The 24,726-nt window shown below is 71.7% G+C and carries 19 protein-coding genes and 4 tRNA genes; 9 read left to right on the top strand and 14 right to left on the bottom strand.

The window, feature by feature from the left end; genetic code table 11:
- Positions 1–69: 69 nt before the first annotated feature.
- From ABZ471_RS05875 to ABZ471_RS05860, 4 genes are all read right to left on the bottom strand, one after another.
- Positions 70–143, bottom strand: a tRNA-Ile gene (locus ABZ471_RS05875).
- Between the two features lie 176 nt (positions 144–319).
- Positions 320–392 (bottom strand) — tRNA-Asn (locus tag ABZ471_RS05870).
- Positions 393–398: 6 nt separating this feature from the next.
- Positions 399–471 (bottom strand) — tRNA-Asn (locus tag ABZ471_RS05865).
- A 6-nt stretch (positions 472–477) separates the two neighbouring features.
- Positions 478–550, bottom strand: a tRNA-Asn gene (locus tag ABZ471_RS05860).
- 158 nt (positions 551–708) lie between these two features.
- Here ABZ471_RS05860 and ABZ471_RS05855 point away from each other — a divergent pair.
- The 4 genes from ABZ471_RS05855 (at position 709) to ABZ471_RS05840 (ending at position 6,336) form a co-directional block, all read left to right on the top strand.
- Positions 709–1,014 carry a YtxH domain-containing protein gene (locus ABZ471_RS05855; RefSeq protein WP_359062843.1) on the top strand — a complete coding sequence of 102 codons (306 nt, stop codon included), beginning with the start codon at positions 709–711 and terminating at the stop codon, positions 1,012–1,014.
- An 83-nt stretch (positions 1,015–1,097) separates the two neighbouring features.
- Complete coding sequence (locus ABZ471_RS05850; RefSeq protein ID WP_359062841.1) at positions 1,098–2,552, top strand: FGGY family carbohydrate kinase; 1,455 nt, start codon at positions 1,098–1,100, stop codon at positions 2,550–2,552.
- 122 nt (positions 2,553–2,674) lie between these two features.
- On the top strand, positions 2,675–4,408 hold the full coding sequence (locus tag ABZ471_RS05845) for an ABC transporter ATP-binding protein (RefSeq protein ID WP_359062839.1): 1,734 nt from the start codon (positions 2,675–2,677) through the stop codon (positions 4,406–4,408).
- Positions 4,408–6,336 (top strand): ABC transporter ATP-binding protein, encoded by a 1,929-nt coding sequence (locus ABZ471_RS05840; RefSeq protein ID WP_359062837.1) that lies wholly within the window; start codon positions 4,408–4,410, stop codon positions 6,334–6,336. The genes ABZ471_RS05845 and ABZ471_RS05840 overlap by 1 nt, the downstream gene beginning before the upstream one ends.
- 50 nt (positions 6,337–6,386) lie before the next feature.
- Here ABZ471_RS05840 and ABZ471_RS05835 read toward each other — a convergent pair whose 3' ends face one another.
- Positions 6,387–7,604 carry an RNA polymerase sigma factor gene (locus ABZ471_RS05835; protein ID WP_359063025.1) on the bottom strand — a complete coding sequence of 406 codons (1,218 nt, stop codon included), beginning with the start codon at positions 7,602–7,604 and terminating at the stop codon, positions 6,387–6,389.
- A 218-nt stretch (positions 7,605–7,822) separates the two neighbouring features.
- Between ABZ471_RS05835 and ABZ471_RS05830 the strand changes: the two genes are divergently transcribed.
- The gene (locus ABZ471_RS05830) at positions 7,823–8,449 is read left to right on the top strand and encodes a hypothetical protein (RefSeq protein ID WP_359062835.1); all 627 of its coding nucleotides are present in this window, start codon (positions 7,823–7,825) and stop codon (positions 8,447–8,449) included.
- Complete coding sequence (locus ABZ471_RS05825) at positions 8,446–9,432, top strand: nucleotidyl transferase AbiEii/AbiGii toxin family protein (RefSeq protein ID WP_359062833.1); 987 nt, start codon at positions 8,446–8,448, stop codon at positions 9,430–9,432. The genes ABZ471_RS05830 and ABZ471_RS05825 overlap by 4 nt, the downstream gene beginning before the upstream one ends.
- Here the strand turns inward: ABZ471_RS05825 and dnaG are convergent.
- The 4 genes from dnaG to ABZ471_RS05805 form a co-directional block, all read right to left on the bottom strand.
- Complete coding sequence (gene dnaG, locus ABZ471_RS05820) at positions 9,429–11,321, bottom strand: DNA primase (protein ID WP_359062831.1); 1,893 nt, start codon at positions 11,319–11,321, stop codon at positions 9,429–9,431. The genes ABZ471_RS05825 and dnaG overlap by 4 nt on opposite strands.
- Positions 11,322–11,359: 38 nt before the next feature.
- The gene (locus ABZ471_RS05815; RefSeq protein WP_359062830.1) at positions 11,360–12,625 is read right to left on the bottom strand and encodes an FAD-dependent oxidoreductase; all 1,266 of its coding nucleotides are present in this window, start codon (positions 12,623–12,625) and stop codon (positions 11,360–11,362) included.
- A gap of 104 nt (positions 12,626–12,729) precedes the next feature.
- Positions 12,730–14,007: a deoxyguanosinetriphosphate triphosphohydrolase gene (locus ABZ471_RS05810; protein WP_359062828.1), complete on the bottom strand. Its 1,278-nt coding sequence runs from the start codon at positions 14,005–14,007 to the stop codon at positions 12,730–12,732.
- Between the two features lie 146 nt (positions 14,008–14,153).
- On the bottom strand, positions 14,154–15,008 hold the full coding sequence (locus ABZ471_RS05805) for a sirohydrochlorin chelatase (protein WP_359062826.1): 855 nt from the start codon (positions 15,006–15,008) through the stop codon (positions 14,154–14,156).
- A 153-nt stretch (positions 15,009–15,161) separates the two neighbouring features.
- Here ABZ471_RS05805 and ABZ471_RS05800 point away from each other — a divergent pair, with 153 nt between their 5' ends.
- From ABZ471_RS05800 to ABZ471_RS05790, 3 genes are all read left to right on the top strand, one after another.
- The gene (locus tag ABZ471_RS05800; RefSeq protein WP_359062824.1) at positions 15,162–15,839 is read left to right on the top strand and encodes an ElyC/SanA/YdcF family protein; all 678 of its coding nucleotides are present in this window, start codon (positions 15,162–15,164) and stop codon (positions 15,837–15,839) included.
- A gap of 103 nt (positions 15,840–15,942) precedes the next feature.
- Entirely contained in the window at positions 15,943–18,102 is a 2,160-nt protein-coding gene (locus ABZ471_RS05795; RefSeq protein ID WP_359062822.1) for a molybdopterin oxidoreductase family protein, read from the top strand.
- Between the two features lie 56 nt (positions 18,103–18,158).
- Positions 18,159–18,989 carry an arylamine N-acetyltransferase gene (locus ABZ471_RS05790; RefSeq protein WP_359062820.1) on the top strand — a complete coding sequence of 277 codons (831 nt, stop codon included), beginning with the start codon at positions 18,159–18,161 and terminating at the stop codon, positions 18,987–18,989.
- Between the two features lie 17 nt (positions 18,990–19,006).
- Here the strand turns inward: ABZ471_RS05790 and ABZ471_RS05785 are convergent, their stop codons facing one another.
- The 5 genes from ABZ471_RS05785 to ABZ471_RS05765 all read right to left on the bottom strand — a co-directional run bounded on the left by ABZ471_RS05785 (position 19,007) and on the right by ABZ471_RS05765 (position 24,592).
- Entirely contained in the window at positions 19,007–20,911 is a 1,905-nt protein-coding gene (locus ABZ471_RS05785; RefSeq protein WP_359062818.1) for an SPFH domain-containing protein, read from the bottom strand.
- An 8-nt stretch (positions 20,912–20,919) separates the two neighbouring features.
- Entirely contained in the window at positions 20,920–22,350 is a 1,431-nt protein-coding gene (locus ABZ471_RS05780; protein ID WP_359062816.1) for a TIR domain-containing protein, read from the bottom strand.
- A 97-nt stretch (positions 22,351–22,447) separates the two neighbouring features.
- On the bottom strand, positions 22,448–23,494 hold the full coding sequence (locus ABZ471_RS05775; RefSeq protein WP_359062814.1) for a hypothetical protein: 1,047 nt from the start codon (positions 23,492–23,494) through the stop codon (positions 22,448–22,450).
- A 1-nt stretch (position 23,495) separates the two neighbouring features.
- The gene (locus ABZ471_RS05770; protein ID WP_359062812.1) at positions 23,496–24,110 is read right to left on the bottom strand and encodes a toll/interleukin-1 receptor domain-containing protein; all 615 of its coding nucleotides are present in this window, start codon (positions 24,108–24,110) and stop codon (positions 23,496–23,498) included.
- Between the two features lie 47 nt (positions 24,111–24,157).
- Complete coding sequence (locus tag ABZ471_RS05765) at positions 24,158–24,592, bottom strand: gamma-glutamylcyclotransferase family protein (RefSeq protein ID WP_359062810.1); 435 nt, start codon at positions 24,590–24,592, stop codon at positions 24,158–24,160.
- Positions 24,593–24,726: the final 134 nt, after the last annotated feature.

Below are 24,726 nucleotides of genomic sequence, written 5' to 3'. Positions count from 1 at the left end.
AATCCGCTCCGGGACGGGCCGCTCTCGCGTTCCCGCAGACCACATCGTTTCTGCACGCGTAGCTAAGAGTGGGGCGGGTGGGACTCGAACCCACGGCCGACGGATTATGAGTCCGCTGCTCTAACCGGCTGAGCTACCGCCCCATAGCGGCGTGTCGCGTACAAGTGTGCGCGCCGTCTGCCGCAGCATAGCCGCTCATACGATCTCCTGCTTCGGATGGTCGGCTTCTGCGCTGCTTCCTGACCTTGAGGACTTCGGCGCAGGCACCGTGGTTCCCCCGGACATGAAAAAGGACCCCGAAGGGTCCTCGTTCGCCGTGCTCCCCCGACTGGACTCGAACCAGTAACCTGCCGGTTAACAGCCGGCTGCTCTGCCAATTGAGCTACGGAGGACCGAAGCTCCCCCGACTGGACTCGAACCAGTAACCTGCCGGTTAACAGCCGGCTGCTCTGCCAATTGAGCTACGGAGGACCGAAGCTCCCCCGACTGGACTCGAACCAGTAACCTGCCGGTTAACAGCCGGCTGCTCTGCCAATTGAGCTACGGAGGATTGCCTCGTTGCATCGAACGTACCTACCTGGGTATTCGCCAGGGGGCGGGCGCTCGCTGCGACACATACATTAGCGCAAGTAGGGGGGTGCTCCGCCAATCGGAATCCCCTGGCGCCGACGCCGCACCAGAGACCTAGACAAGGGAAGGGTGGCAGCCATGCGCTACCGGCTCACGTTCGTCGCCGGACTGGCCCTCGGTTACGTGCTCGGCACGAGGGCCGGACGCGAGCGCTACGAGCAGCTGAAGAAGTCCGCTCGCCAGATCGCGCAGAACCCCGCCGTCCGCAACACCGCCGAGACCGCCGCCCAGCAGGGCCGCCAGTACGCCGGCAAGGCCTTCCACACGGTCGGCCACAAGGTCGGCGACCGCGTCCCGGAGTCTGTGGCCCAGCGGGTGCGATCCCTCCGGGAACGCACCATCAACGGCGCGGACGAGGACGACTGGGGCACCAGCAACACCTAGGCCGGCAGCGCGACGCCTCCTTCAGGGGAACGGGGCACCGCCCTGGGCCAAAACAAGCGCAGCGATACGGCAGAATTTTCGCCATGGGGATAGTCGCCGGGTTGGACAGCTCGCCCGATTTCACGCGCATCGTCGTCTGTGACGCGGACACGGGAGCCGTGCTCAGGCAGGGGTATGCGCCGCATCCGGTGGACGCGGCGGACGGGGCCGCACGCCCCAGCGACGTGGACCCGCAGGCGTGGCTGCTGTCCCTGGGCGAGGCCGCGGGGGGCGGGCTGCTGGAGGGCGTGCAGGCCATCGGCGTCTCCGCGCAGCAGAATGCCCTGATCCCGCTGGACGCACAGGGCAACACCGTGCGGCCGGCGCTGGTCGGCGGCGACAAGCGGGCGCAGGTCGCGGCGGCCGACCTGATCGACGCGCTCGGCGGCCGGGAGGCCTGGGCGCAGGCGGTCGGCTGTGTGCCGCAGGCCGCGCAGCCGGTCACCAAGCTGCGCTGGCTCGCGAAGAGTGAGCCCGAGAACGCGCTGCGTACGGCCGTGCTGCTGCAGGCCCACGACTGGCTGGTGTGGCAGCTGCTAGGGCGGCCCGTGCGCCGGACCACCGACCGCGGCGGCGCCTCCGGCACCGGGTACTGGTCCGCCGCGACCGGTGGCTACCGGCCCGACCTGGTCGAGCTGGCGCTCGGCCACCAGGCGATGCTCCCCGAGGTGATCGGCCCGTCGGACGCGGCCGGTACGACTCCGGAGGGGCTGCTGATCTCGGCCGGGACCGGGGAGACCATGGCCGCCGCGTTCGGGCTCGGGATCGGGCTCGGGGACGCGGTCGTCTCGCTCGGGGCCTCCGGTTCCGTGATGGCCGTGCACCGGGAGGCGCTCACCGACCAGGCCGGGATGATCACCTCGTTGGCCGACGCCACCGGCATGCACCTGCCGGTCGTCACCACCCTGAACGCCGTACGCACCCTGCGCGGCGCCGCCGAACTCCTCGGTCTGTCCGACCTGGAGGGCCTGTCGGACCTGGCGATGAAGTCGACGCCGGGTTCGCACGGGCTGGTGCTGCTGCCCTACCTGGAGGGCGAGCGGACGCCGAGTCTGCCGCACACCGCCGGGACCCTCGCCGGGCTGCGGCGCGAGTCGATGAAGCCCGAGCATCTGGCGCGGGCCGCGTTCGAGGGCATGCTGTGCGGGCTCGCCGACGCACTGGACGTACTGCGCGGGCGGGGCGTGGACGTGCGGCGGATCTTCCTGCTGGGGCCGGCCGCCGAGCTGCCCGCCGTGCAGTCCGCGGCGCCCTCGCTGTTCGGTGTGCAGGTCGTCGTACCGCAGCCCGCCGACTACGCGGCGATCGGCGCGGCGCGGCAGGCCGCCTGGGCGCTCGGTGTGTCGCAGGGCGCCCTCGACCCGCGCACCCCGCCGGCCTGGCAGGGCGCGGCCGCGCAGGTCCTGGAGCCGGGCGACGAGCTGGCCGTGGGTCAGGCCGTACGGCAGCAGTTCGTGTCGGTGCGGGAGCAGACCCACCCTGGTGCGTTCCGCCTCTGAGGACCGCGCTTCCCGGGGTTCATCGGTTGGCTTAATGGGTTGAGGTAACGCGGGTGGAGTGTCCGACGATAGGGGCCAGGGGCAACCGACCGGCCCCCCTCGCCGACTCCGAGAGACGTAGCGTGCTCATACGACTTCTGCGGACCTATCTCAGGCCCTACAAGAAACCCATAGCCCTTCTGGTGCTGCTGCAGTTCCTGCAGACCTGCGCCACCCTCTATCTGCCCACCCTCAACGCGCACATCATCGACAACGGTGTCGTGAAGGGGGACACGGGTTACATCCTGTCGTTCGGCGCCCTGATGATCGGCATCTCACTGGCGCAGGTCGTCTGCAACATCGGTGCCGTCTACTACGGCGCCCGGACCGCCTCCGCGCTCGGCCGGGACGTGCGCGGCGCCGTCTTCCACCGGGTCCAGTCCTTCTCCGCCCGTGAGATGGGTCACTTCGGGGCACCCACGCTCATCACCCGTACGACCAATGACGTACAGCAGGTCCAGATGCTGGTCCTGATGTCGTTCACCCTGATGGTGTCGGCGCCCATCATGTGTGTCGGCGGGATCGTGCTGGCGCTCGGCCTGGACGTGCCGCTGTCCGCCGTGCTCATCGCCGTCGTCCCCGTGCTCGGCATCTCCGTGGCGCTGATCGTGCGCCGGCTGCGGCCGCTGTTCCGGTCCATGCAGGTCCGGCTGGACACGGTGAACCGGGTGCTGCGCGAGCAGATCACCGGCAACCGGGTGATCCGCGCCTTCGTCCGGGACGAGTACGAGCAGGGCCGGTTCGGGAAGGCGAACGGCGATCTGACCGAGATGCAGATGGCCACCGGCCGGATGCTCGCGCTGATGTTCCCGATCGTCATGACCGTGGTGAACGTGTCGTCGATCGCGGTGGTGTGGTTCGGCGCGCACCGCATCGACAGCGGCGGGATGCAGATCGGCGACCTGACCGCGTTCCTCGCCTATCTGATGCAGATCGTCATGTCCGTGATGATGGCCACCTTCATGTTCATGATGGTGCCGCGCGCCGAGGTGTGCGCCGAGCGCATCGAGGAGGTCCTGGACACCGAGTCGAGCGTGGTGCCGCCGCTCGCGCCGGTCGTCGAGCTGCGCCGGCACGGGCATCTGGAGATCCGGGGCGCGGGCTTCCGCTATCCGGGTGCCGAGGAGCCGGTGCTGAAGGGCATCGACCTGGTGGCCCGGCCGGGTGAGACGACCGCCGTGATCGGCTCCACCGGCAGCGGCAAGTCGACGCTGCTCGGGCTGGTCCCGCGGCTGTTCGACGCCACCGAGGGCGAGGTCCTGGTGGACGGCGTCGACGTCCAGGAGGTCGAGCCGCGGCTGCTCGCGAAGACCGTCGGGCTCGTGCCGCAGAAGCCGTACCTGTTCGCGGGGACGGTCGCGACCAACCTGCGCTACGGCGATCCGGACGCCACCGACGAGGAGCTGTGGCACGCGCTGGAGGTGGCGCAGGCCAGGGACTTCGTGCAGAAGCTGGAGGGCGGTCTGAACGCCCCGATCGCGCAGGGCGGCACGAACGTGTCGGGCGGTCAGCGCCAGCGCCTCGCCATCGCCCGCACGCTGGTGCAGCGTCCGGAGATCTATCTCTTCGACGACTCGTTCTCCGCACTCGACTACGCGACCGACGCGGCGTTGCGCTCCGCGCTCGGCGAGGAGACCGCCGAGGCGACCGTCGTCATCGTCGCCCAGCGAGTGGCGACCATCCGGGACGCGGACCGGATCGTCGTGCTGGACGAGGGCCGGGTGGTCGGCTCCGGCCGGCACCACGAGTTGATGGCGACCAACGAGACCTACCGGGAGATCGTGCTCTCCCAGCTCACGGAAGCGGAGGCTGCCTGATGGCCGGGCCCATGGGACGCATGATGGCCGGGGGCGGCCCCGACCAGCGCTCGATGGACTTCAAGGGGTCGGGCAAGCGGCTCGTCGCCCGGTTCAGGCCCGAACGGGTCACCATCTACGTCCTGCTGCTGTGCGTGGTCGTCAGCGTGGCCCTGAGCGTGATCGGCCCGAAGATCCTCGGCCGGGCCACCGACCTGGTGTTCGCCGGCATCGTCGGCCGGCAGATGCCGGCCGGGGCGAGCAAGGAGCAGGTGCTCGAATCGATGCGCGAGCGGGGCCAGGGCACCGTCGCGGACATGCTGCAGAGCACCGACTTCACCCCCGGCAAGGGCATCGACTTCACTGCCGTCGGGAACGTCCTGCTGCTCGCGCTCGGCACCTTCCTGATCGCCGGTCTGCTGATGGCGGTCGCCACCCGGTTGGTCAACCGGGCCGTGAACCGCACGATGTACCGGATGCGCGAGGACGTGCAGGCGAAGCTGTCGCGGCTGCCGCTGTCGTACTTCGACAAGCGCCAGCGCGGCGAGGTGCTCTCCCGGGCCACCAACGACATCGACAACATCGGGCAGACGCTGCAGCAGTCGATGGGTCAGCTCATCAACTCGGTGCTGACCATCGTCGGCGTGCTCGTGATGATGTTCTATGTCTCGTGGATCCTGGCGCTGGTCGCGCTGGTGACCGTGCCACTGTCGTTCGTGGTCGCCACCCGGGTCGGCAAGCGGTCGCAGCCGCACTTCGTGCAGCAGTGGCGCTCCACCGGCAAGCTGAACGCGCACGTCGAGGAGATGTACACCGGGCACACCCTGGTCAAGGTGTTCGGCCGGCAGGAGGAGTCGGCGAAGCAGTTCGCCGAGCAGAACGAGGCGCTGTACGAGGCCGGGTTCAAGGCGCAGTTCAACAGCGGGGTGATGCAGCCGCTGATGATGTTCGTGTCGAACCTGAACTACGTGCTGGTGGCGGTCGTCGGTGGTCTCCGGGTCGCGTCGGGCGCGCTGTCCATCGGTGACGTGCAGGCCTTCATCCAGTACTCGCGGCAGTTCTCGATGCCGCTGACGCAGGTCGCGTCGATGGCGAACCTGGTGCAGTCGGGTGTCGCCTCGGCCGAGCGGATCTTCGAACTCCTGGACGCGGAGGAGCAGGAGGCGGATCCGGTGCCGGGCGAGCGGCCGGAGCAGCTGCGCGGGCGGGTGCGGCTGGAGCACGTGTCGTTCCGGTACGACCCCGAGAAGCCGCTGATCGAGGATCTGTCGCTGACGGTGGAGCCCGGCCAGACGGTGGCGATCGTCGGTCCGACCGGTGCGGGCAAGACCACCCTGGTCAACCTGCTGATGCGGTTCTACGACGTCTCCGGCGGGCGCATCGCCCTCGACGGCGTGGACATCCGGAGGATGTCCCGGGACGACCTGCGGTCGGGGATCGGCATGGTGCTGCAGGACACCTGGCTGTTCGGCGGGTCCATCGCGGACAACATCGCGTACGGCGCCTCGCGCGAGGTCACCCGGGGGGAGATCGAGGAGGCTGCGCGGGCGGCCCACGCGGACCGGTTCATCCGTACTCTTCCCGACGGTTACGACACCGTGATCGACGACGAGGGCACGGGGGTCAGCGCCGGTGAGAAGCAGCTCATCACCATCGCGCGGGCGTTCCTGTCCGATCCGACGATCCTGGTGCTGGACGAGGCGACCAGCTCCGTCGACACCCGTACCGAGGTGCTGATCCAGAAGGCGATGGCCAAACTCGCCGACGGGCGGACCTCGTTCGTCATCGCGCACCGCCTCTCCACCATCCGGGACGCCGACACGATCCTGGTGATGGAGAACGGCTCGATCGTCGAACAGGGCGCGCACGCGGAGCTGCTGGCGGCCGACGGGGCCTACGCGCGGCTGTACAAGGCCCAGTTCGCGCAGGCCGTGGCCGAGGTCGACTGATCCTCGGGTGATCCTCGAAGGGGCCGCTCACCTCGGGTGAGCGGCCTCTTTCAGTCCAGGTATCCCCTCAACTGGTCCGCGAAGGCGTGGTCCCTGAGCTTGTTCAGGGTCTTCGACTCGATCTGCCGTATCCGTTCCCGGGTCACGCCGAAGAGGCGGCCTATCTCCTCCAGGGTGCGGGGGCGGCCGTCGGCGAGGCCGTAGCGGAGCTGGACGACCTTGCGTTCCCGTTCGCCGAGGGTGGAGAGCACGGCCTCCAGGTGCTCCCGGAGCAGCAGGAACGCGGCCGATTCGACGGGGCTCGTGGCGTCGCCGTCCTCGATCAGGTCACCGAGGGCGACGTCGTCCTCCTCGCCCACCGGGGCGTGCAGGGACACCGGCTCCTGAGCCAGGCGCAGCACCTCGCCGACCCGTTCCGGGGGCAGCTCCAGATGCGCGGCGACCTCGTCCGGTGTCGGCTCGTAGCCGCGTTCCTGGAGCATGCGGCGCTGGACGCGGACGACCCGGTTGATCAGTTCCACGACGTGCACGGGAACGCGGATGGTGCGGGCCTGGTCGGCCAGGGCGCGGGACATGGCCTGCCGGATCCACCAGGTGGCGTAGGTGGAGAACTTGTAGCCGCGGGCGTAGTCGAACTTCTCCACGGCCCGGATGAGTCCGAGGTTGCCCTCCTGGACCAGGTCGAGCATGGTCAGGCCGCGGCCGACGTACCGCTTGGCGACGGAGACCACGAGCCGCAGGTTGGCCTCGATGAGGCGGCGCTTGGCCATCCGGCCCATGACGACGAGCCGGTCCAGGTCGAGTGCGAGCTGGCTGTCCAGGTCGGGGGTGCTGGTCAGCTTCGCCTCGGCGAACAGCCCGGCCTCGACACGGCGGGCGAGTTCGACCTCCTCGGCGGCGGTGAGCAGCGGGATGCGGCCGATCTCGCGCAGGTACTGGCGGAAGAGGTCCGAGGAGGGCCCGCTGGTGTCGGCCCGGGCGGCGGGCGGCGCCTCGACGGGCTCGGCGGCCTCCTCGGGCGCTTCGGGGTCCTCCGTCAGCGCCTCGGCAGGCGGCTCCGCCGGCTCGGCGGCCGTCTCGGCAGCCGGCCCCTGGGCCGCCTCCGGGACGGTCTCGGGGGTCGCCTCCGGGTGGCGGTGGGCGCGGCCCTGCGGGGGCACGGCCACGAGGACGTCGGGCTCCGCGTCCGGCTCGTCGGCGGTGGCGCTGGTGTTGCTGTCGGTCTGGGTGAGGGTCTGGGTCTGCACGGGGGCGACCTCCAGGATGATCGCTGCTCAAGGTGTGCGGCAGCGGTACTTCGGGAGCGGAGAGTCGACGGCCTGCGCTCCTGAGGCCTGGGACTCGGGCACCGCACCCCAGTGTGGGGGAAGACACATCCCCGCCACGAGGGGCTTGCGGTGACTTTTTGCGTCCGGTCCGTGACCGGCTGGTGACCGGGGCCGGAAACCCGGGTGCCGCGCCCCGGCCGGTCTGCGACGATCTCCCGGTGTCCGGGCTCCTGTACGAAACCCATGTGACCGTCGCCTGCGCGAGCCAGGCCGAGGCGGAGCGGCTGCATGTCTGGGCCGGTGCCACGGGGCTGAAGCTGACGCACATCGTGCTGGCCCGCGGCCGGATGCGGCACCAGCCGATGCTCACCCTCGCCGGCTCGGCCTCGTACGCCGAGGAGTCGGCGCGGGCGGAGCGGACCGTGGCGGCGCTGCGGGCGGACGGTTTCGCGTCGGTCCGGGTGAAGATCGAGTCGGTGCCGTGGGCGCCCGAGGTGCCGGACGGGCCGTGCGGGGGCGGTCAGTACTTCGAGCATCACGTGGAGCTGCTGCTGGACGCGGACACCGACCTCGGCACGCTGGCCGGACGGGTCGTCCCGCACGGCGCGCATCTGTCCTGGAACGCCCGGCGGGTGCACGGGGCCGGACGGCACGAGCGGTTCGTGACCCAGCGGTGCCGAGACGTCTGCGACGCGGAGGCCGAAAGGGCGCTGGGACGGCTCCTGGCAGAGCTGGACGGGCACGAAGTGCTGGGCGTGGAGCGGGAGTTCGTGCTCCACGACAGCGACGAGTCGGTGGACGAGGGGTGGCTCGGGGAGCCGACGACCCAGGGAGCGGGCGTATGAGCGGCACATGGCGGAACTTCGGGTGGCAGGCGGACGAGGTCCCGCGCGAACCTCTGGACGAGACGACGCGCCAGGCCAAGGACCTGCCCAGAACGCTGACCCGGGTGCCCGGCCGGGACGTGACGCAGCGGCCCGTCTTCGAACCGGCCCTGAAGCACTACCGGAACGCCTACCGGGCCACCGACCCCGTGTTCACCGACCCGGCGCGCGGCGTCGCCTGGCGGGCCGCCCGGCAGCGGGCCCAGCACCTGGTGCTGGGCGGCATCGCGGCCTCACCCTGGGCGGACGCCCTGGTGCTGCGCGGCAGCGTGCTGCTGTCGGCGTGGTTCGGGGAGGCCGCCCGCGAACCCGGTGACCTGGACTTCGTCGTCGTACCGGCCTCCTGGCGGATCGACGAGGAGCGCACGGAGAGGATGTTCGCGGGCGTGGCCGAGGCGGCCGAGGCGGCCGAGGCCCAGGGAAACGAGGTCCGTTTCCATCCGCGCACCGCGGTCGTGGAGGACATCTGGACCTACGACCGGGTGCCGGGCCGCCGGATGGTCCTGCCCTGGTCGGCGCCGGGGCTGCCCGGCGGGCACGTCCAGCTCGACTTCGTCTTCAACGAGCCGCTGCCCGAGGAGCCCGAGCGGTTGGAGCTGCCGGGCGGGGCGGTGCTGCTCGCGGCGACGCCCGCGCTGTCGCTCGTCTGGAAGCTGATGTGGCTGCTCACCGACGTGCACGGCCAGGGCAAGGACCTGTACGACGCCGTCCTGCTCGCCGAAGACCACCCTCTCTCCTGCGAGCTGCTGCACGAAGTGTTCCGGTTGTCGGGCGAGTGGCCGTATCCGTACCGGCAGAAGATCCTGCTGGAGGACGTCGTGGAGGCGGCCGGGGAGGTCGAGTGGAACCACTTCGTCACCGAGTACCCGCAGTTCGCCGGTAGGGAGCGGGAGTTCGCGGACCGCCTGGTGCGGGCGGTTGCCCCCGCTTTCCCGGAGGACTAGAGCGCCTCCGCGCCCCGCTCGCGCAGTGCCTGGTCGTACTGCTGCAGGACCCACAGTTCGTTCTGTACGGCGGCCAGCTGGGCCGGGTCGCCCACAGCGGCGATGCGGGCCAGCTGGGACTGGACGTCCCGGACGCGGCGCTCGACGGCCCGGCGACGGACCGCCACCAGCTGCACACCCGCGTAGATCTCGTCGACCGTCCTGCGCATGATCGGCTCGACGGCGAGTTCGGTGACCATCGCGCGGACCGTGTCGTCGGGGGCGGCCTCGCGGACGCGGACCAGGTACTCCTGGGCGTCCTGTACGCCCCACTCGGCGCCGCCCGCGTCCAGGACGGCCTGGCGTACGGCGGCGTAGGGGGCAGCTGTGAATTCGTCGGCGCCGTACGCGTCGAAGGCCGGGGAGACCAGCTCCGGGCGCTGCAGGGCGAGTTTCAGCAGCTCGCGCTCGGTGGCGTAGACGGGGTTGCGCAGGGTCAGAGCGGGGCCTGCGGCGGCCGGGCGAGGGGCGGCCTCGTACGGCTGGGGTGCGCGGTGGTCGGGCGCCGGGGCCCTGCCGCCGCCGCGCCGGTGAAGGTGACCGACACGGTCCACCACGAACTCCGGGTCCAGGATGCCGACCAAGCCGGCGAGCTCCACCGCCATCTCACGCCGCGCGGTGCGCTCCTTGATCCGGGCTGCCACCGGGGCTGCCTCGTCCAGGGCCGCCGCTCGGCCCCCGGGAGTTTCCAGGTCGTAGCGCTTCACGATCTGCTGCAGCGCGAACTTGAACAGCGGGGTGTGCGGTTGGACCAGTTCCGCGACGGCGTCGTCCCCCTTCGCCAGGCGCAACTCGCACGGATCCATGCCGTCGGGAGCAATCGCGATGTAGGTCGAGGCGGCGAACTTCTGGTCGTCCTCGAAGGCGCGCAGGGCCGCCTTCTGGCCGGCCGCGTCGCCGTCGAAGGTGAAGATCACCCGGGCCGAGCCGTTGTCCATGAGAAGACGGCGGAGGATCTTGATGTGGTCGCCGCCGAAGGCGGTGCCGCAGGTGGCGATCGCGGTCGTGACGCCGGCGAGGTGGCAGGCCATGACGTCCGTGTAGCCCTCGACGACGACGGCCCGGCTGGCCTTGGCGATGTGCTGCTTGGCGAGGTCGATGCCGTACAGCACCTGGGACTTCTTGTAGATCGCCGTGTCGGGCGTGTTCAGGTACTTCGGGCCGTTGTCCGCCTCGTACAGCTTGCGGGCGCCGAAGCCGACGACCTCCCCGCCGATGTCCCGGATGGGCCACATCAGACGGCCCCGGAACCGGTCGATGGGGCCGCGGCGGCCCTCCTGCGACAGTCCGGAGAGGACCAGCTCCTTGTCCGTGAAGCCCCTGCCGCGCAGGAAGCGGGTGAGGTGGTCCCAGCCCTGGGGGCTGTAGCCGACGCCGAAGTGGACGGCGGCGGCCTGGTCGAAGCCGCGCTCGGCGAGGAAGATCCGGCCGGTCTCGGCCTCGGGGCTGGTGGCGAGCTGCTCGGCGTACCACTGGGCGGCGATCTTGTGTGCCTCGACCAGGCGGATGCGCTCGCCGCGCTGGTGGGCGGGGTTGTACCCGCCCTCTTCGTAGCGCAGCGTGATGCCGGCCTGGGCGGCCAGGCGCTCGACCGCCTCGGAGAAGGAGAGGTGGTCCACCTTCATGACGAAGGTGATGGTGTCGCCGCCCTCCTGGCAGCCGAAGCAGTGGAAGAGTCCCTTGCTCGGGCTGACCTGGAAGGACGGCGACTTCTCGTCGTGGAAGGGGCACAGCCCCTTGAGGTTGCCGCCACCGGCGTTGCGCAGCTGGAGGTACTCGGAGACCACGGCGTCGATCGGGACCGCGTCCCGTACCGCCTTCACGTCCTCGTCGTTGATCCGTCCTGCCACGCGTGAATTCTACGGGGCCGAACCGACAGTCCCGGTGCTCAGGAGACGAGGCTCTCCAGAGGTACGTGCGGGTCCGCCAGGGCCTCCGTGTTCACCGGGGTCCGGGAGCGGATCAGCTGCTGGATCGGCTCTGTGACGTCCCACACATTCACGTTCATCCCGGCCAGGACCCTCCCCTCCTTCACCCAGAACGCGATGAACTCCCGCTTGCCCGCGTCACCCCGGATCACCACCTCGTCGTACGACCCCGGGGGCGCCCATCCGCTGTACTCCATCCCCAGGTCGTACTGGTCGGTGAAGAAGTAGGGCACGCGGTCGTAGGTGAGGTCCCTGCCGAGCATGGCGCGGGCCGCCGCCGGGCCGCCGTTCAGGGCGTTCGCCCAGTGCTCCACCCTGATCCGCGTGTCGAAGAGGGCGAGCGGGAAGGAGGCGACGTCGCCGGCCGCGTGGATGTCGGGGTCGGAGGTGCGCAGCCGCTCGTCGACCGCGACGCCGCCGCCGTGCACCCGGCCGGCGATCTCCAGTCCGGACGCCTCCGCGAGGCCGATGCGGGGGGCCGCGCCGATGGCGGCGAGGACGGCGTGCGCCGGGTGCTCCTCGCCGTCGTCCGTGCGCACCGCGAGAACCATGCCGTCCTGGCCGACGATCTCGGTGAGCCGGGTACCGAAGGAGAAGCGGACGCCGTGCTCGCGGTGCAGCTCGCCGAAGACGTTGCCGAGCTCCGGGCCGAGGACGCCGTGCAGCGGGGTGGGCAGCGGCTCGATGACGGTGACCTCGGCGCCGTACTCGCGGGCCGCGGCCGCGACCTCCAGGCCGATCCAGCCGGCGCCCGCGATCACCAGGTGGCCGTTGTCCCGGCCGAGGGAGGTGAGGACGCCCTTGAGACGCTCGGCGTGGGCGAGGCGGCGCAGATGGTGGACGCCCGCCAGGTCGGTGCCGGGGATGTCCAGGCGGCGGGGCTCCGCGCCGGTGGCCAGGAGGAGCTTGTCGTAGTGGACGAGGGTGCCGTCGTCGCCGAAGCGCACGGTCCTCGCGGCACGGTCGATCCGGTCGACGGTCTGGCCGAGGTGCAGCTCGATGTCGTTCTGCGCGTACCAGGCGGGCTCGTGCACGAAGACGCTGTCGCGCTCCTCCTTGCCGAGCAGGTACCCCTTGGAGAGCGGCGGGCGCTCGTACGGGTGGTCGCGCTCGTCGCAGATCAGTATCACCCGCCCGGTGAAGCCCTCCGCCCGGAGCGTCTCGGCCGCCTTCGCGCCGGCGAGACCGCCTCCGACGATGACGAATGTCTGATCCGCGTCGACCACTTGATGCCTCCTCTTAAGGGTGCCGCCACATGCGAGCGTCCCGCACGCAGCGTGATGCGGGAAGAGGGAGTGACCCGATCAGGCCACCCAGGGTCACTTTCCTTTCACATATGCCCCGTCAGTCTCGCGTGCAGCGAGCGGGCGGAGGCATCGGTCAACGAGGCGATCTGGTCGACGATCACCCGCTTGCGGGCGTTGTCGTCGGGTGCCTCCTCGAACAGCGCCCGAAACTGCGGTTCCAGACCGTCCGGCGCCCGGGCGGTGAGCGCCTCGGCCAGCTCGGCGACGACCACCCGCTGGTCGGCGCGCAGCCGTTCCTGCTCGGCGCGCTGCATGACGTACCGGTCGGCGACCGCCTTGAGCACCGCGCACTCCATGCGTGTCTCGCGGGGTACGACGAGTTCGGCGTCGTAGCGGGTGAGCCGGCCGCTGCCGTACGCGGCGCGGGTGCCGACCTCGGCGGCCAGGCAGAACCGGCCGATGAGCTGGCTGGTGGCGTCCTTGAGGCGGGCCTGGGCGACCGCCGTGCCGTCGTAGCCGTGCGGCCACCACTCCTGGTCCTGGAGGCGGTCGAGGGCGGCGGCGAGTTCGGCCGGGTCGGTGTCCGCCGGGACGTACCGCCCGACGGCGACCTCGAACACCGCCTGCCGCTCGGGGTCGGCGTGCAGGCAGTTGGGGTCGATGTGCCCGGCGTGCAGGCCGTCCTCGACGTCGTGCACCGAGTAGGCCACGTCGTCCGACCAGTCCATGACCTGGGCCTCGAAGCAGGTGCGGGTGCCGGGGGCGGTCTTGCGGACCCAGTCGAACACCGGGCGGTCGTCCTCGTACACACCGAACTTCGAGGACGCCGGGTCGGTGGGGTGGTCGCCGCGCGGCCAGGGGTACTTGGTGGCGGCGTCCAGGGCGGCGCGGGTGAGATTGAGGCCTACGGAGCCCTCGGGGGTGAAGCGCTTGGGCTCGATGCGGGTGAGGAGCCTGAGGGACTGGGCGTTGCCCTCGAAGCCGCCGCAGTCGTCGGCGAACTCGTTCAGCGCCTGTTCGCCGTTGTGGCCGAAGGGCGGGTGGCCGAGGTCGTGGGAGAGACAGGCCGCTTCCACCAGGTCGGGGTCGCAGCCGAGGGCTGCGCCCAGTTCGCGGCCGACCTGGGCGCACTCCAGGGAGTGGGTCAGGCGGGTGCGGGGGCTGGCGTCCCAGGCCTGGCTGCGGGTCCCTGGGGTGACCACCTGGGTCTTTCCCGCGAGGCGTCGCAGCGCCGCGGAATGCAGGATGCGGGCGCGGTCGCGCTGGAAGGCGGTGCGGCCCGGGCGTTTGTCCGGTTCGGGTGCCCAGCGTTCGGCTGACGCCGGGTCGTAGGCGTTCTCGGTACCTGCGGTGCCTTCCATGATTCGACAGTACGGGTCGGCAGTGACAATCGGGGGGTGGCGGTGCGCCAAGTCGCCTGCCGAGTCGGGGTGCGTGCCGGGTGCGGAAGCGTTGTGGCTTGTCTCGCCCACGCGGCGGAGCCGCATGTCGATACAGCCCTGCGCCCCTAGGCAGCCTCGGTGGACCGTGTTGCCAAGTTCTGGTCGTAGCGGTGAAGGATCAGGCGGGCCATCGCCTCGTGGGCTCCCAGGGGAGCGGATGCGATCCACGGGGCCTGCTCCGCGCACTGTGTCGCGAAGCGGCCAGGGGCCGTGAAGTACGAGGCGACCGCCACTCGGTCGCGGCCACTCGCCGCAAGGGCCTGCAGAGCCGCCGGAACCGTCGGCGTTGCCGCCGAGGCGTATGCCGGAACCACCGGGACGCCCAGGCGTGCGGCCAGGAGGCGGGCCGTGCGGCGGGTGTCGGTGGCCGAGTCGGGGTCGCGGGAGCCCGCCCCGGCCAGGATGACCGCGCTCGTGCGGCGGGTGGCGTCGTCCATGGTCGTGTGCCAGCCGGCCTCGACCAGGCGGGCGTGCAGGGTCTCCACGAGCAGCGGGTGCGGGCCGAGCGGTGCGGCCAGGCGGGTGCGGGCGGACGCGGCGGCGGCCATCTCGGGGATGTCCTGCTTGACGTGGTAGCCGCGGCCGAGGAGCAGCGGGACGAGGACGACGGAGGTGTCGCCGAGGGCGGCGAGGGTGTCCGGGAGCAGGGGCTCGTTCAGCTCGATGTGGCCCAGGTGGAGGGGGAGGCCGGGGCGCAGCTCGCGGACCCGGTCCATCAGGGCCCGGACGGTGTGCAGCGCGCGTGGGTCGCGGCTGCCGTGGGCGACCAGGACCAGGGCGGGCGGGGCCGGGCGGCGGCGTCCGCTCGGCGAGACGAGCCGGAGCCGGTCGGCGAGCTGGGTACTGATGCTGTTCATGAGGTGCGCCGTGCTGTCGAGGTGGCTGAGGGACTCGTCGCGAGGAGGGTTCGACGCCGTCATGGAAGGATCCTGGCGGGGGGAGGTTGCGCCGCCGTTGCCGGGCCGTCACGGGTATTTTCCGTACCATCACGGCGGGCGGACACGGAGTGTGAGGCGAACCGGACAGGTCTCCCTCGCGTCCTCCAAGGTCGGAACCGATCCATGGGGGACCGTATGAAGATCCGTCGTCCGCGGCTGCCGCGCACCCGCAGGGGGCAGCGGCGGCTGGTGCAGGCCGTGATGGCCGGGTGTGTGCTGGCGCTGCTGCCGGCCACCTGGCTGTTCGTGTCGACGGCCGACCGGTTGCGGACGACGGCCGACGCGCCGCACACCGATGTCGCCGTCGTGTTCGGGGCCGGGCTGTGGGACGGGGAGCCGTCGCCGTATCTCGCGCACCGGCTGGACGCGGCGGCGAAGCTGTACCGGGCCGGTCGGATCAAGGTCGTGCTGGTCACCGGGGACAACAGCCGCAAGGACTACGACGAGCCGGACGCCATGCGCGCCTACCTCGTCGAGCACGGGGTGCCGGACACGCGGATCGTCAGCGACTACGCCGGTTTCGACACCTGGGACTCGTGTGTGCGGGCCAGGAAGATCTTCGGGGTGAAGCGTGCGGTGCTGATCAGCCAGGGCTTCCACATCCGGCGGGCGGTGGCGCTGTGCCGGGCGGCGGGCGTGGAGTCGTACGGGGTCGGCGTCGACGCCAAGCACGACGCGACCTGGTACTACGGCGGCACGCGCGAGGTGTTCGCGGCGGGCAAGGCGGCACTGGACGCGGTGTTCCGTCCGGATCCGACGTTCCTCGGGCCGAAGGAGCCCGGCGTGGCGCGGGCGCTCGCCGCGGGGCGGTGACCGTCGCCTCACGGCGGTCGGACGGCGGCGGGGAGGTCGGCTTCCCGGCCGTGTAACAAGGAGCCGACACGGGTCGTAACACGCCCGAAGCACGCTGGTCGGTATGGAGACCACCTCGACGCCCACCCACTGCCCGTACTGCGCCCTGCAGTGCGGGATGAACATCACGCCCCTGCCGCAGGGGGGCGTCGAGGTGACCGAGCGGCCCGACTTCCCGGTGAACCGGGGTGCGCTGTGCGGCAAGGGGCGGACGGCGCCCGAGGTGCTGTCGTCGGCGGTGCGGCTGACCTCGCCGCTGGTGCGGTCCGGCGACCGGCTGGTGCCCGCCTCCTGGGCCGAGGCACTGGACCTGGTCGCCGAGCGGCTCGGGCGGACACGGGAGCGGTACGGGCCCGACGCGCTGGGGGTGTTCGGCGGGGGCGGGCTGACGAACGAGAAGGCGTACACGCTCGGCAAGTTCGCGCGGGTGGTGCTGGGCACCTCGCAGATCGACTACAACGGCCGCTTCTGCATGTCGTCCGCGGCGGCCGCCGGCACGAAGGCGTTCGGTCTGGACCGGGGGCTGCCGTTCCCGCTGGAGGACATCCCGCGCACGGGCTGCGTGATCCTGGTCGGCTCCAACCTCGCCGAGACCATGCCGCCGTCGCTGCGCTTCTTCAGCGAGCTGCGGGAGAACGGCGGCACGCTGATCGTCGTCGACCCGCGCCGTACGAAGACCGCCGAGCAGGCGGACCTGCACCTGGCGCCCCGCCCGGGGACCGATCTGGCGCTCGCGCTGGGCCTGCTGCACCTGGTGGTGGCCGAGGGCCGGACCGACGAGGACTACATACGGGAGCGCACGGCCGGCTGGGAGGAGGCCCGGGCTGCGGCGATGGCGCACTGGCCGGAGTACGTGGAACGGATCACGGGGGTGTCCGTACCGCAGCTGCGGGACGCGGTACGGCTGTTCTGCGAGCCGGAGTCGGCCATGGTGCTGACGGCGCGCGGACCGGAACAGCAGTCCAAGGGGACGGACACGGTGGGCGCGTGGATCAACCTGTGCCTGGCGACCGGCCGCGCGGGCCGACCGCTGTCCGGGTACGGCTGCCTGACCGGGCAGGGCAACGGGCAGGGCGGCCGGGAACACGGGCAGAAGGCGGACCAGCTGCCCGGCTACCGCAAGCTGGACGACCCGGCGGCGCGGCGGCACGTGGCCGAGGTGTGGGGCGTGGACCCCGACGCGCTGCCCGGGCCGGGGCGCAGCGCGTACGAGCTGCTGGACGCGCTCGGCACGGACATCCGCTCGCTGCTGCTGATGGGGTCCAACCCGGTGGTGTCGGCGCCGCGCGCGGCCCACATCGAGGAGCGGCTGCGCTCGCTGGACTTCCTGGCCGTGTGCGATGTCGTCCTCTCGGAGACGGCGGAGCTGGCGGACGTCGTGCTGCCCGTCACCCAGTGGGCCGAGGAGTCGGGCACGACGACCAGCCTGGAGGGCAGGGTCCTGCTGCGCCGGCAGGCGATCGCCCCGCCTTCGGGCGTCCGCAGCGACCTGTACGTCCTCCACGAGCTGGCCGCCCGGCTGGGCGTGGAGAAGGGCTTCCCGACCGACCCCGAGGAGGTCTTCGACGAACTGCGCCGGGCCAGCGCCGGCGGCCCGGCGGACTACTCGGGGATCACCTACCGGCGGCTGGCGGAGGAGAGCGGGGTGTTCTGGCCGTGTCCGGCGGCCGTGGGCGGGGCCGAGGAGGACGGCGAGGACGCGGTGCTCGACTCGCTCCCCGACGATCCGGCCCAGGACGCCGGGACCGCCGTACACCCCGGCACCCCCCGCCTCTTCCTCGACCGGTTCGCCACCGCCGACGGCCGGGCCCGGTTCGCGGCGGTGACCCATCGGGCCAGTGCCGAGGAGCCGGATGCGGACTATCCGCTGCTGCTGACGACCGGCCGGGTGGTGTCGCAGTACCAGTCGGGGGCGCAGACGCGGCGGGTGGCGGAGCTGAACGCGGCCGCGCCCGGCCCGTTCGTGGAAGTGCACCCGCGGCTCGCGGCCCGGCTCGGGGCGGCCGAGGGCGACCCGGTCGCGGTCGTCTCCCGGCGCGGCCGGGCCGTGGCGCCCGCGCGGATCACCACCGCCATCCGCCCCGACACCGTCTTCATGCCCTTCCACTGGCCCGGCGAGGGCCGCGCCAACACCCTCACGAACCCCGCCCTGGACCCGACCTCGAAGATGCCGGAGTTCAAGACGTGCGCGGTGCGGGTGGAAGCCCTAGGACCACAGGAGTAGTCCGGTTCCGTCCGTGGGACGCGGTGGTGGAGGGCAGGCCGGCGTAGGTTCGCCCTATGTCCGATATCACAGAGTCCGACCTCGGCGCCTACCTGGAGCGCATCGGGTGGGAGGGCGGCAGGCGGGCCGATCTGTCGACCCTGCGGGGTGTGCATCTGGCGCACGCCCTGTCGCTCCCCTTCGAGAACCTGGAACCCGTGTCCGGCAGGGCCCCGTCGCTCGCCCCGGCCGACCTGATGGCCAAGCTGGTCCGCGGTCGCCGGGGCGGCTACTGCTACGAGCACAACACCCTGCTGTGGCTGGCCCTGGACGCGCTGGGCTTCGGGGTGACCCCGCTGGCGGGCCGGGTCGTGCTGGGTGCCGAGACGGTGGAGAGCCGTCCGCGGACGCACATGATGCTGCGGGTGGCGGTGCCGGGTGATCCTCAGCCGTACCTGGCCGACGTGGGCTTCGGCGCGGCCGGGGCGCTGCTCCAGCCGGTTCCGCTGCGGGTCGGCGGGGAGTTCGAGGGCGCGGGGCGCCGGCACCGGTTCGTGCACCTGCCGCACGGCGGGCCGCTCGACCTGTGGGCGCTGCAGGCGTACGAGCGGGAGGCGCGGGACTGGGTGAGCCAGTACGCGTTCACGCTGGAGCCGTTCGCCGCGCCCGACTTCGAGGTGTTCAACTGGCACGTCGGCACCAACCCCCGCTCCCCCTTCACCCGGCGCCCCTACCTCCAGCGGACCACCCCGGAACGGCACCTCTCCCTCGACGGCGCGCGGTTGGTCGAGTCCCGTGCCGACGGCACGGTGACCGAGCGCAAGCTGACGGAGGAGACGGAGGCGCGGCGCGTGGTGGAGGAGGAGTTCGGGATCGAGGTGCCCGAGGGGATCACACTGCTGAGCTGACGACCACGGCCACCGGCTCAGCGCCCCTCGTCCGGTTTACGGGCCGACGGCACCTCGCCCTCGACCGCGGTCGTGGTACCGAAGGCGTCCTCCGTCGCGTCCTCCACCGCCGTCACATCGGCGTCGTCGTCCCCGCCGCCGGAGCCCCCGGTGTCCCCCCGTACGGCCTGGGTCAGTTCCTGCCGTCCCGGTCCCGGGGTGAGCTGCTGGTCCGTGCGCAGCTGCCGCAACCGGGCCAGGAGGTCCTGCACCGCGGGCAGGGGCAGCGTCGAGAGGTAGGCCGAGATGTCACCGCCGCCGCCGATGTACTTCGGGACGTCGAAGCCGGCGAACTCACGGACGATGCGGATCATCGCCACGTTGTCCTGGCCCAGCGCTTCCACCTCCGCCTTGAGCTCGAGTCCGGCACGGCGGGCCTCCGCACGCGCCATGTACTGGTCGATGGCGTCCTCCCGCTCGGCGTTCTTGACCGCCTCATCGAGTTTCTTGCCCCGCATCTCCTCCATGAGCTCCGCCTTGAGGGCGTCGAGCATGGACGGATCGGTGGGCTCGAAGTCGCCGAGGTTGGTCTCCAGTGTCTCCACGCCCCACTTGCCCAGCGCGTGCTTGACCCGGTCGGTGAGGTTCTTGCGGACGTCCTCGTAGCTGTCGAGAAACTCGAAGACGGAGTTCGTCATGGCGATCTCGTTGAAGTACCCGGTGACGGCCACCCCGAGCACGTCCCGCACGAACCGCTTCATGGGGGCCGGGTCGTCGACGAGGCCGCCCAGTCCGGCGGTGCTTGCGCCGCCGAACTGGCTGACCAGCGTCGGCGCCACCTGTTGTGGGATCTGGAGGTTCTGCCAGAGGTCCACGGACAGCTCGAAGCGGCCCTGGACCTTGACGGTGATCTGCCCGAGGTCCGCGTCGTAGTTGTCGGCCTCGGACGTCTGCTTGTTGTGCCACTTGAGGATCAGCACCCGGGTCGGGATCACCATCACGCGTACGAACCAGGGGTTGAGCGCGTAGGAGGGGCCCTTGCCGAGCGTCTCCTCCTGTACGCCGCGCTGCCCGCCGTTCGCCAGGAAGACCCAGGGCAGCCGGAAGCTGCTGTGCCCGGCCACCCGCGGTGCCACGGCACCGTCCAGGTCCCGTTCGGACTCGGCTCCGTCCAGCGTGATGACCACCCCGGTGTAGTCCTCCTCGATGGAGACCTCCCGGAGGTGCGCCTCGGTCAGTCCGTCGCGGGAGTCGGTCACGTTGTCGACCGTGATGACGTCGAAGAGTTCCGGGTTGATGTCGTAGTACGCACCGCCGCCGAGGATGGCCAGTTGCCGGCCCTGCTCGCCGTCGCCCGCGAGGAAGGCCTCGCCGTCCTGGAAGCTGTCGCACTCGACGTGCCGGCCGAACCTCCGGTCCGGCGGCCGGACGCCGCCCTCCCGGGCCTGGACCACGCCGATCGTGCCCGGCGGCACATAGGTGCGCGGCCTCATCTCGACACGGAACAGCCGGGGGTTGATGTAGTACGACTGACCGCCGGCCAAGGTCGTCACCTGGACGCCCTGTTCCCCCTTCCGCTTGCCGTCGCCGAGCAGGAACTGCTCGCCGTCCTGGAAGTCGTCGCAGTCGACGTGCCGCGCCAGCCTGCCCCGGCCGGACCGGCTGTGTCCTTCCAGGGCCGTCACGACGCCGATCATGTCCGGCGGCACATGCACCCTGGGCACGCAGTCCACCGAGTTGATCACCGGCCACATCCAGTGGGTGCCGGGGAGCAGCGTGCGGGCCAGCACTCCGCGCGCGTTCTCCGGGTTGACGTGCCGGAAGGCGCGGTCCGTATGCGGGCGGACATACCGCCGGGTGATGATCCCGACGTGGTCGGCGTGCACCACGACGCGGCCCTTCCAGGCCACCGCCGCGGCAACGGCCAGTGGGATCAAGAGCATCAGAACGATCACGGGTCAGTCCCCCATTCCCGTAGCCGTGCGTGCAGTCCCAGCACGGTCGAGCTCCAACGGTCGTACCAGTCCGGGTCGTTCTCGTGGCCCGGGTCGCGCAGCGTCGGGTAGAACCCGGCCCGTCTGCCGGGTTCCGCGCGCCGTGCGAAGTCGCGGTAGAGCCGGGGCACGGCGGACTCGGCCGTGTCGCGCCAGCCCAGTGCGGCGCCCAGCTCGGGGAAGCGCGGGCCGCGCCGTCCGCCGGCCGGGGCGAGCCCGAGCTGGCGCCGGAAGCCCTGCCGGCCGTGGGAGTGACGGGCCCATAACGCGTCGATGCCGGCCAGCAGTTCGTGCGGAACGGCGGCGGCGTGCCGCACGCTCAGCCATCCCTCGGTGAGCCGGCCGGCCGCCTCCATGACGAGCCGGGTGGTGAGCAGGTCGGCGTGCTCGTACTCGTCCTCGGCGAGGTGGGTGCGCAGCCGCTCCAGACCGGCGGAGGACGTCAGCCGCAGGGCCGGAGCCGGGGTGCGGGGTGTGCGAAGCGGTTCGGGCAGCCGGGGCGGGCGGTTCCGGGTCGCGTCCTCCCGGAGCCGGCGCAGCAGGTCGAGGACGGGCGCGTCGAGCAGGGCGCCGTCGCGGGCGTCGGCGTACCAGCCGGCGGCGAGGTGGTAGTTGACCTCGCCGTCGAGCAGGACGGGGACGAACGGCCGCCCGTGCACCTGGCCTTCGAGGATCATGCGGGTGATGTCGTCGGAGTCCTGCGACTGGGGGGTCATCACGACGACGACCGCGACGGCGTGCCGCAGCTGCTGCCGGATCGTCCAGAAGTGCGCGTCCCCGGGCCGCAGGTCGCCGACCGACCAGACCGGCAGCCCCTCCTCGCGCAGTTGCCCGGCCAGGGCCCTGCCGTACTCGGCGTCGGCGGGGGCGTAGCACACGACGAAGGCGGGGCGGTCCGGTGGGGTGACGGGGCGGGGCGGGGAGCGATGGGTGACGGTGAGGTTGTCCCGGGCGGCCGCGGTGCCGGGCCCGGCGGGGCCGCCCGCGATGACGGCGGCGAGTTCGGCCGCCTTCTCCGCGAACTCCTCGTCGGTCACGTCGCTGAAGTCCCGCCAGACGCGGTTCGCGGCGAACGGCGGTACGGCGACGTGGCCGAGCAGCACGGGGATGAAGCGCAGTCCGCGCTCGGCCGACGCGGTGGCCAGCGCCGCGTACTCGTCCATGGCGCGGCCGCAGCGCACGGAGGCCGGGCTGATCACGGCGATTCCGTTCAGGGAGGCGAGCAGTTCGGCGTCCAGGCGGTGGACGAACACCTCGCTCGGCTCGATGCTCCACTCGGCGAAGAAGGGTTTCAGTCCCTGCCCGACCAGCTCTTCGGCCAACCGTTCGGTCCAGGCGACATCGTCGGCCGCGTAGGAGAGGAACACGTCGTTCGACCGGTCGTTCAACGGCCTGGACCTCCTGGGCGTGGCCGCATGGGGCCGTACGGCTGCCGGGCCGAGCCGTCGGTTGTCGGAGGACCAGGCTAGGGGCGGAACTTCCCCTTCACACTGACTGTTGATTAAGTCGTACTAATCCGGTTCTGCGGATCGTCTGCGCCGGCGTCCGGGGCGTCCGGGGTGGTGTCCGCGGAAGCGGCTCGACCATCGGTGCGGTGAGCGCCCCCAACTCCGACCTGCCCCTCTCCTCCCAGTCCGGGCTCACCGTCCGCTCCGTCTCGGCCAGCAGGGCGAGGGCGCGCGGGCGCAGCTCGGGGTCCTTCGTCAGTCCGGCGGCCAGCGGCCGGCGCAGCGGCCCGGGGATCCCCGCCAGCGGCACCGGCGCCGTGGTGTGCCGGGCCATCAGGCTGAACAACTGCGGCAAGGGGTAAGGCGGTCGGCCGGTCAGGCAGAGGTACAGCAGGCACGCGGCGGCATAGACGTCGGCCTGGTGCGTCGGGATCCCGGTGCCCTTCCAGAGCTCCGGCGCGCGCAGTTCCGGGGCGCCGGTGGTCAGCGCCGCCAGCCCGAAGCCGGTGACCGTCACCGCCCCGTCGGCCCCCACCATCACCTTGCCTGCCCGCAGGTCGCCGTGCGCCGTCTCGTGTGCATGCGCTGCGGCCAGCGCCCGCAGGACGCAGCGGAAGACCACCGTCGCGGCGGGTCCGGACAGGGCTCCGTGCCGCTCCAGCAGGCGCGCCAGGGTGACGCCTTCGACCGCGTCGCTGACGAGCGCTCCGCCGACGGCCACGACCGACCGCCCGTACGCCGCCCGGAACCACGGCGCCTCGACGAACCGGTACGGCACGGCCGCCTCGGGCACCCGAAGCCCGGCCAGCCGCCCGACGTCCGCCCGGAACGCGGCCTGCCGCGGCCGGTGGATCAGCGGCCGGGCGGGCACGTACCGCACCACGGCCAGCCGCGCGGGCCGGTGGTCGGCACCGGCCACACCGGCGCCGACCACACCTGCGCCGGCCGGGAGCCCGGCCGCCGTGCCGTCGTCCCGCACGGGTTCGGGCGGCGGCCACGCCAGTGCGATCCGCCCGCACCGCCCCTGATGCAGCTCGCGCACCTCCGTCCACCGCGGCAGCCGCCACGGCCGGGTGACCCCCATCTCAGGCCCCCGCCGTGCCCGGTGGCCTGCGGATGACCCGGACCAGGCGGGCGACCTCGCGGTCGTAGTGGGGGGTGCCGGGCCGGGTGAGGTCGACCGGCTGGTGGATCGCGGCGAGCGGCGGGAGCGGGTCGTCCGTGGTCCGCCCCGGCACGAATCGCAGGTCACCCTGGTACTTGCGGTGGAGCAGCGCGGCGTACTCGTCCCGGACGCGGAGGTCGCTCATCGTGCCGGAGCCGAACATCAGCACGCCCCACCTGGCCTCGGAGAGCGCCCGTTCGGACTCCAGCAGCGGGATCAGGCCCGGCTCGACCCAGCGCACCAGGAACACGTCCAGCTCCGCCGCGCACAGCTGCCCGGCCAGCAGGGTGGCCGCGTCGGCGTCCCCGGCCGTGTACGACACGAAGACGTCGTACGGCCCCTGCCCCTCGGGCGGTTCAGGCGGCTCAAGCGGCTCGGACACTCTGCCTCCCCCACCGTCGTCGCCGGAGCCGGGGACCGGACCGGCACCCGTCCGCCGCTGACGGTACTCGTGAAATGCGAAGTACGTGCCCGCCACGGTGGCGATCAGACCGGCGATCGCGATCACCAGGTTGACCTCGTCGACCCCCGTCATGACCAGGAGTGTAGGGGCGATACCCCCCGGAGGGACGCGGTTTGCCCTCAGTGCACGCGGTTGGGCCAGTCGCCGCCCGCGATCAGGGTGCCGCGGGCGCGGAGCCGGGCGGCGACGGGGGGTGCGGCCACGTACACCCAGGCCCGCACGGTGGTGCCGTCGTCGCGTACGACGTCCCGGTCGACCCGCTCGTACAGGCTGCGCGGGTCGCCCGGGACATACTCCTCCAGCCGGTCCAGTTCGACGAGCAGCCGTGCGTACGCCTCGGGCAGCGCGGTGACGAGGGTGCCGCGGACGACTCCACCGTGTTCCTCGACGGCGTACGGATACCCGGGGCCGTCGTACAGCACCGCGTCCGCGAGTCGGCCGGGTTCCTCGGACCGCGTGCGGCCGCGCAGGAACAGGCCGTGGTTGGCCTCGCCGGGGCGAAGAGTGCCGTAGGCGAAGAACGGCAGCAGGTCTCGGGGGTCCGAAGCGATCACAGAAACGATTCTGTACCCCCTTCGTCTCCGCACACATCTCCATGAAGGCCCTATGGACATGACATGTCATGGCCTCTTAAATCTCAGTCGACATCAGCGCCACCCCCACGCCTCGAAGGCGCCTCCCCAAGGAG

The sequence above is a fragment of the Streptomyces sp. NPDC005728 genome, assembly GCF_040630895.1.
Lineage (GTDB): Bacteria > Actinomycetota > Actinomycetes > Streptomycetales > Streptomycetaceae > Streptomyces.
Note: the sequence above shows the minus strand (reverse complement) of the source record. Positions and strands in the feature narration are given on the sequence as shown.

Bases quoted from the DNA above. Each gene is read 5' to 3' on its own strand.
- ABZ471_RS05785 (WP_359062818.1), bottom strand. From the start codon at position 20,911: ATGCTCTTGATCCCACTGGCCGTTGCCGCGGCGGTGGCCTGGAAGGGC.
- ABZ471_RS05805 (WP_359062826.1), bottom strand. From the start codon at position 15,008: ATGACGGCGTCGAACCCTCCTCGCGACGAGTCCCTCAGCCACCTCGAC.
- ABZ471_RS05825 (WP_359062833.1), top strand. From the start codon at position 8,446: ATGAGCGGCACATGGCGGAACTTCGGGTGGCAGGCGGACGAGGTCCCG.
- ABZ471_RS05850 (WP_359062841.1), top strand. From the start codon at position 1,098: ATGGGGATAGTCGCCGGGTTGGACAGCTCGCCCGATTTCACGCGCATC.
- ABZ471_RS05795 (WP_359062822.1), top strand. From the start codon at position 15,943: ATGGAGACCACCTCGACGCCCACCCACTGCCCGTACTGCGCCCTGCAG.
- ABZ471_RS05840 (WP_359062837.1), top strand. From the start codon at position 4,408: ATGGCCGGGCCCATGGGACGCATGATGGCCGGGGGCGGCCCCGACCAG.
- ABZ471_RS05790 (WP_359062820.1), top strand. From the start codon at position 18,159: ATGTCCGATATCACAGAGTCCGACCTCGGCGCCTACCTGGAGCGCATC.
- ABZ471_RS05855 (WP_359062843.1), top strand. From the start codon at position 709: ATGCGCTACCGGCTCACGTTCGTCGCCGGACTGGCCCTCGGTTACGTG.
- ABZ471_RS05810 (WP_359062828.1), bottom strand. From the start codon at position 14,007: ATGGAAGGCACCGCAGGTACCGAGAACGCCTACGACCCGGCGTCAGCC.
- ABZ471_RS05770 (WP_359062812.1), bottom strand. From the start codon at position 24,110: ATGACGGGGGTCGACGAGGTCAACCTGGTGATCGCGATCGCCGGTCTG.
- ABZ471_RS05775 (WP_359062814.1), bottom strand. From the start codon at position 23,494: ATGGGGGTCACCCGGCCGTGGCGGCTGCCGCGGTGGACGGAGGTGCGC.
- ABZ471_RS05800 (WP_359062824.1), top strand. From the start codon at position 15,162: ATGAAGATCCGTCGTCCGCGGCTGCCGCGCACCCGCAGGGGGCAGCGG.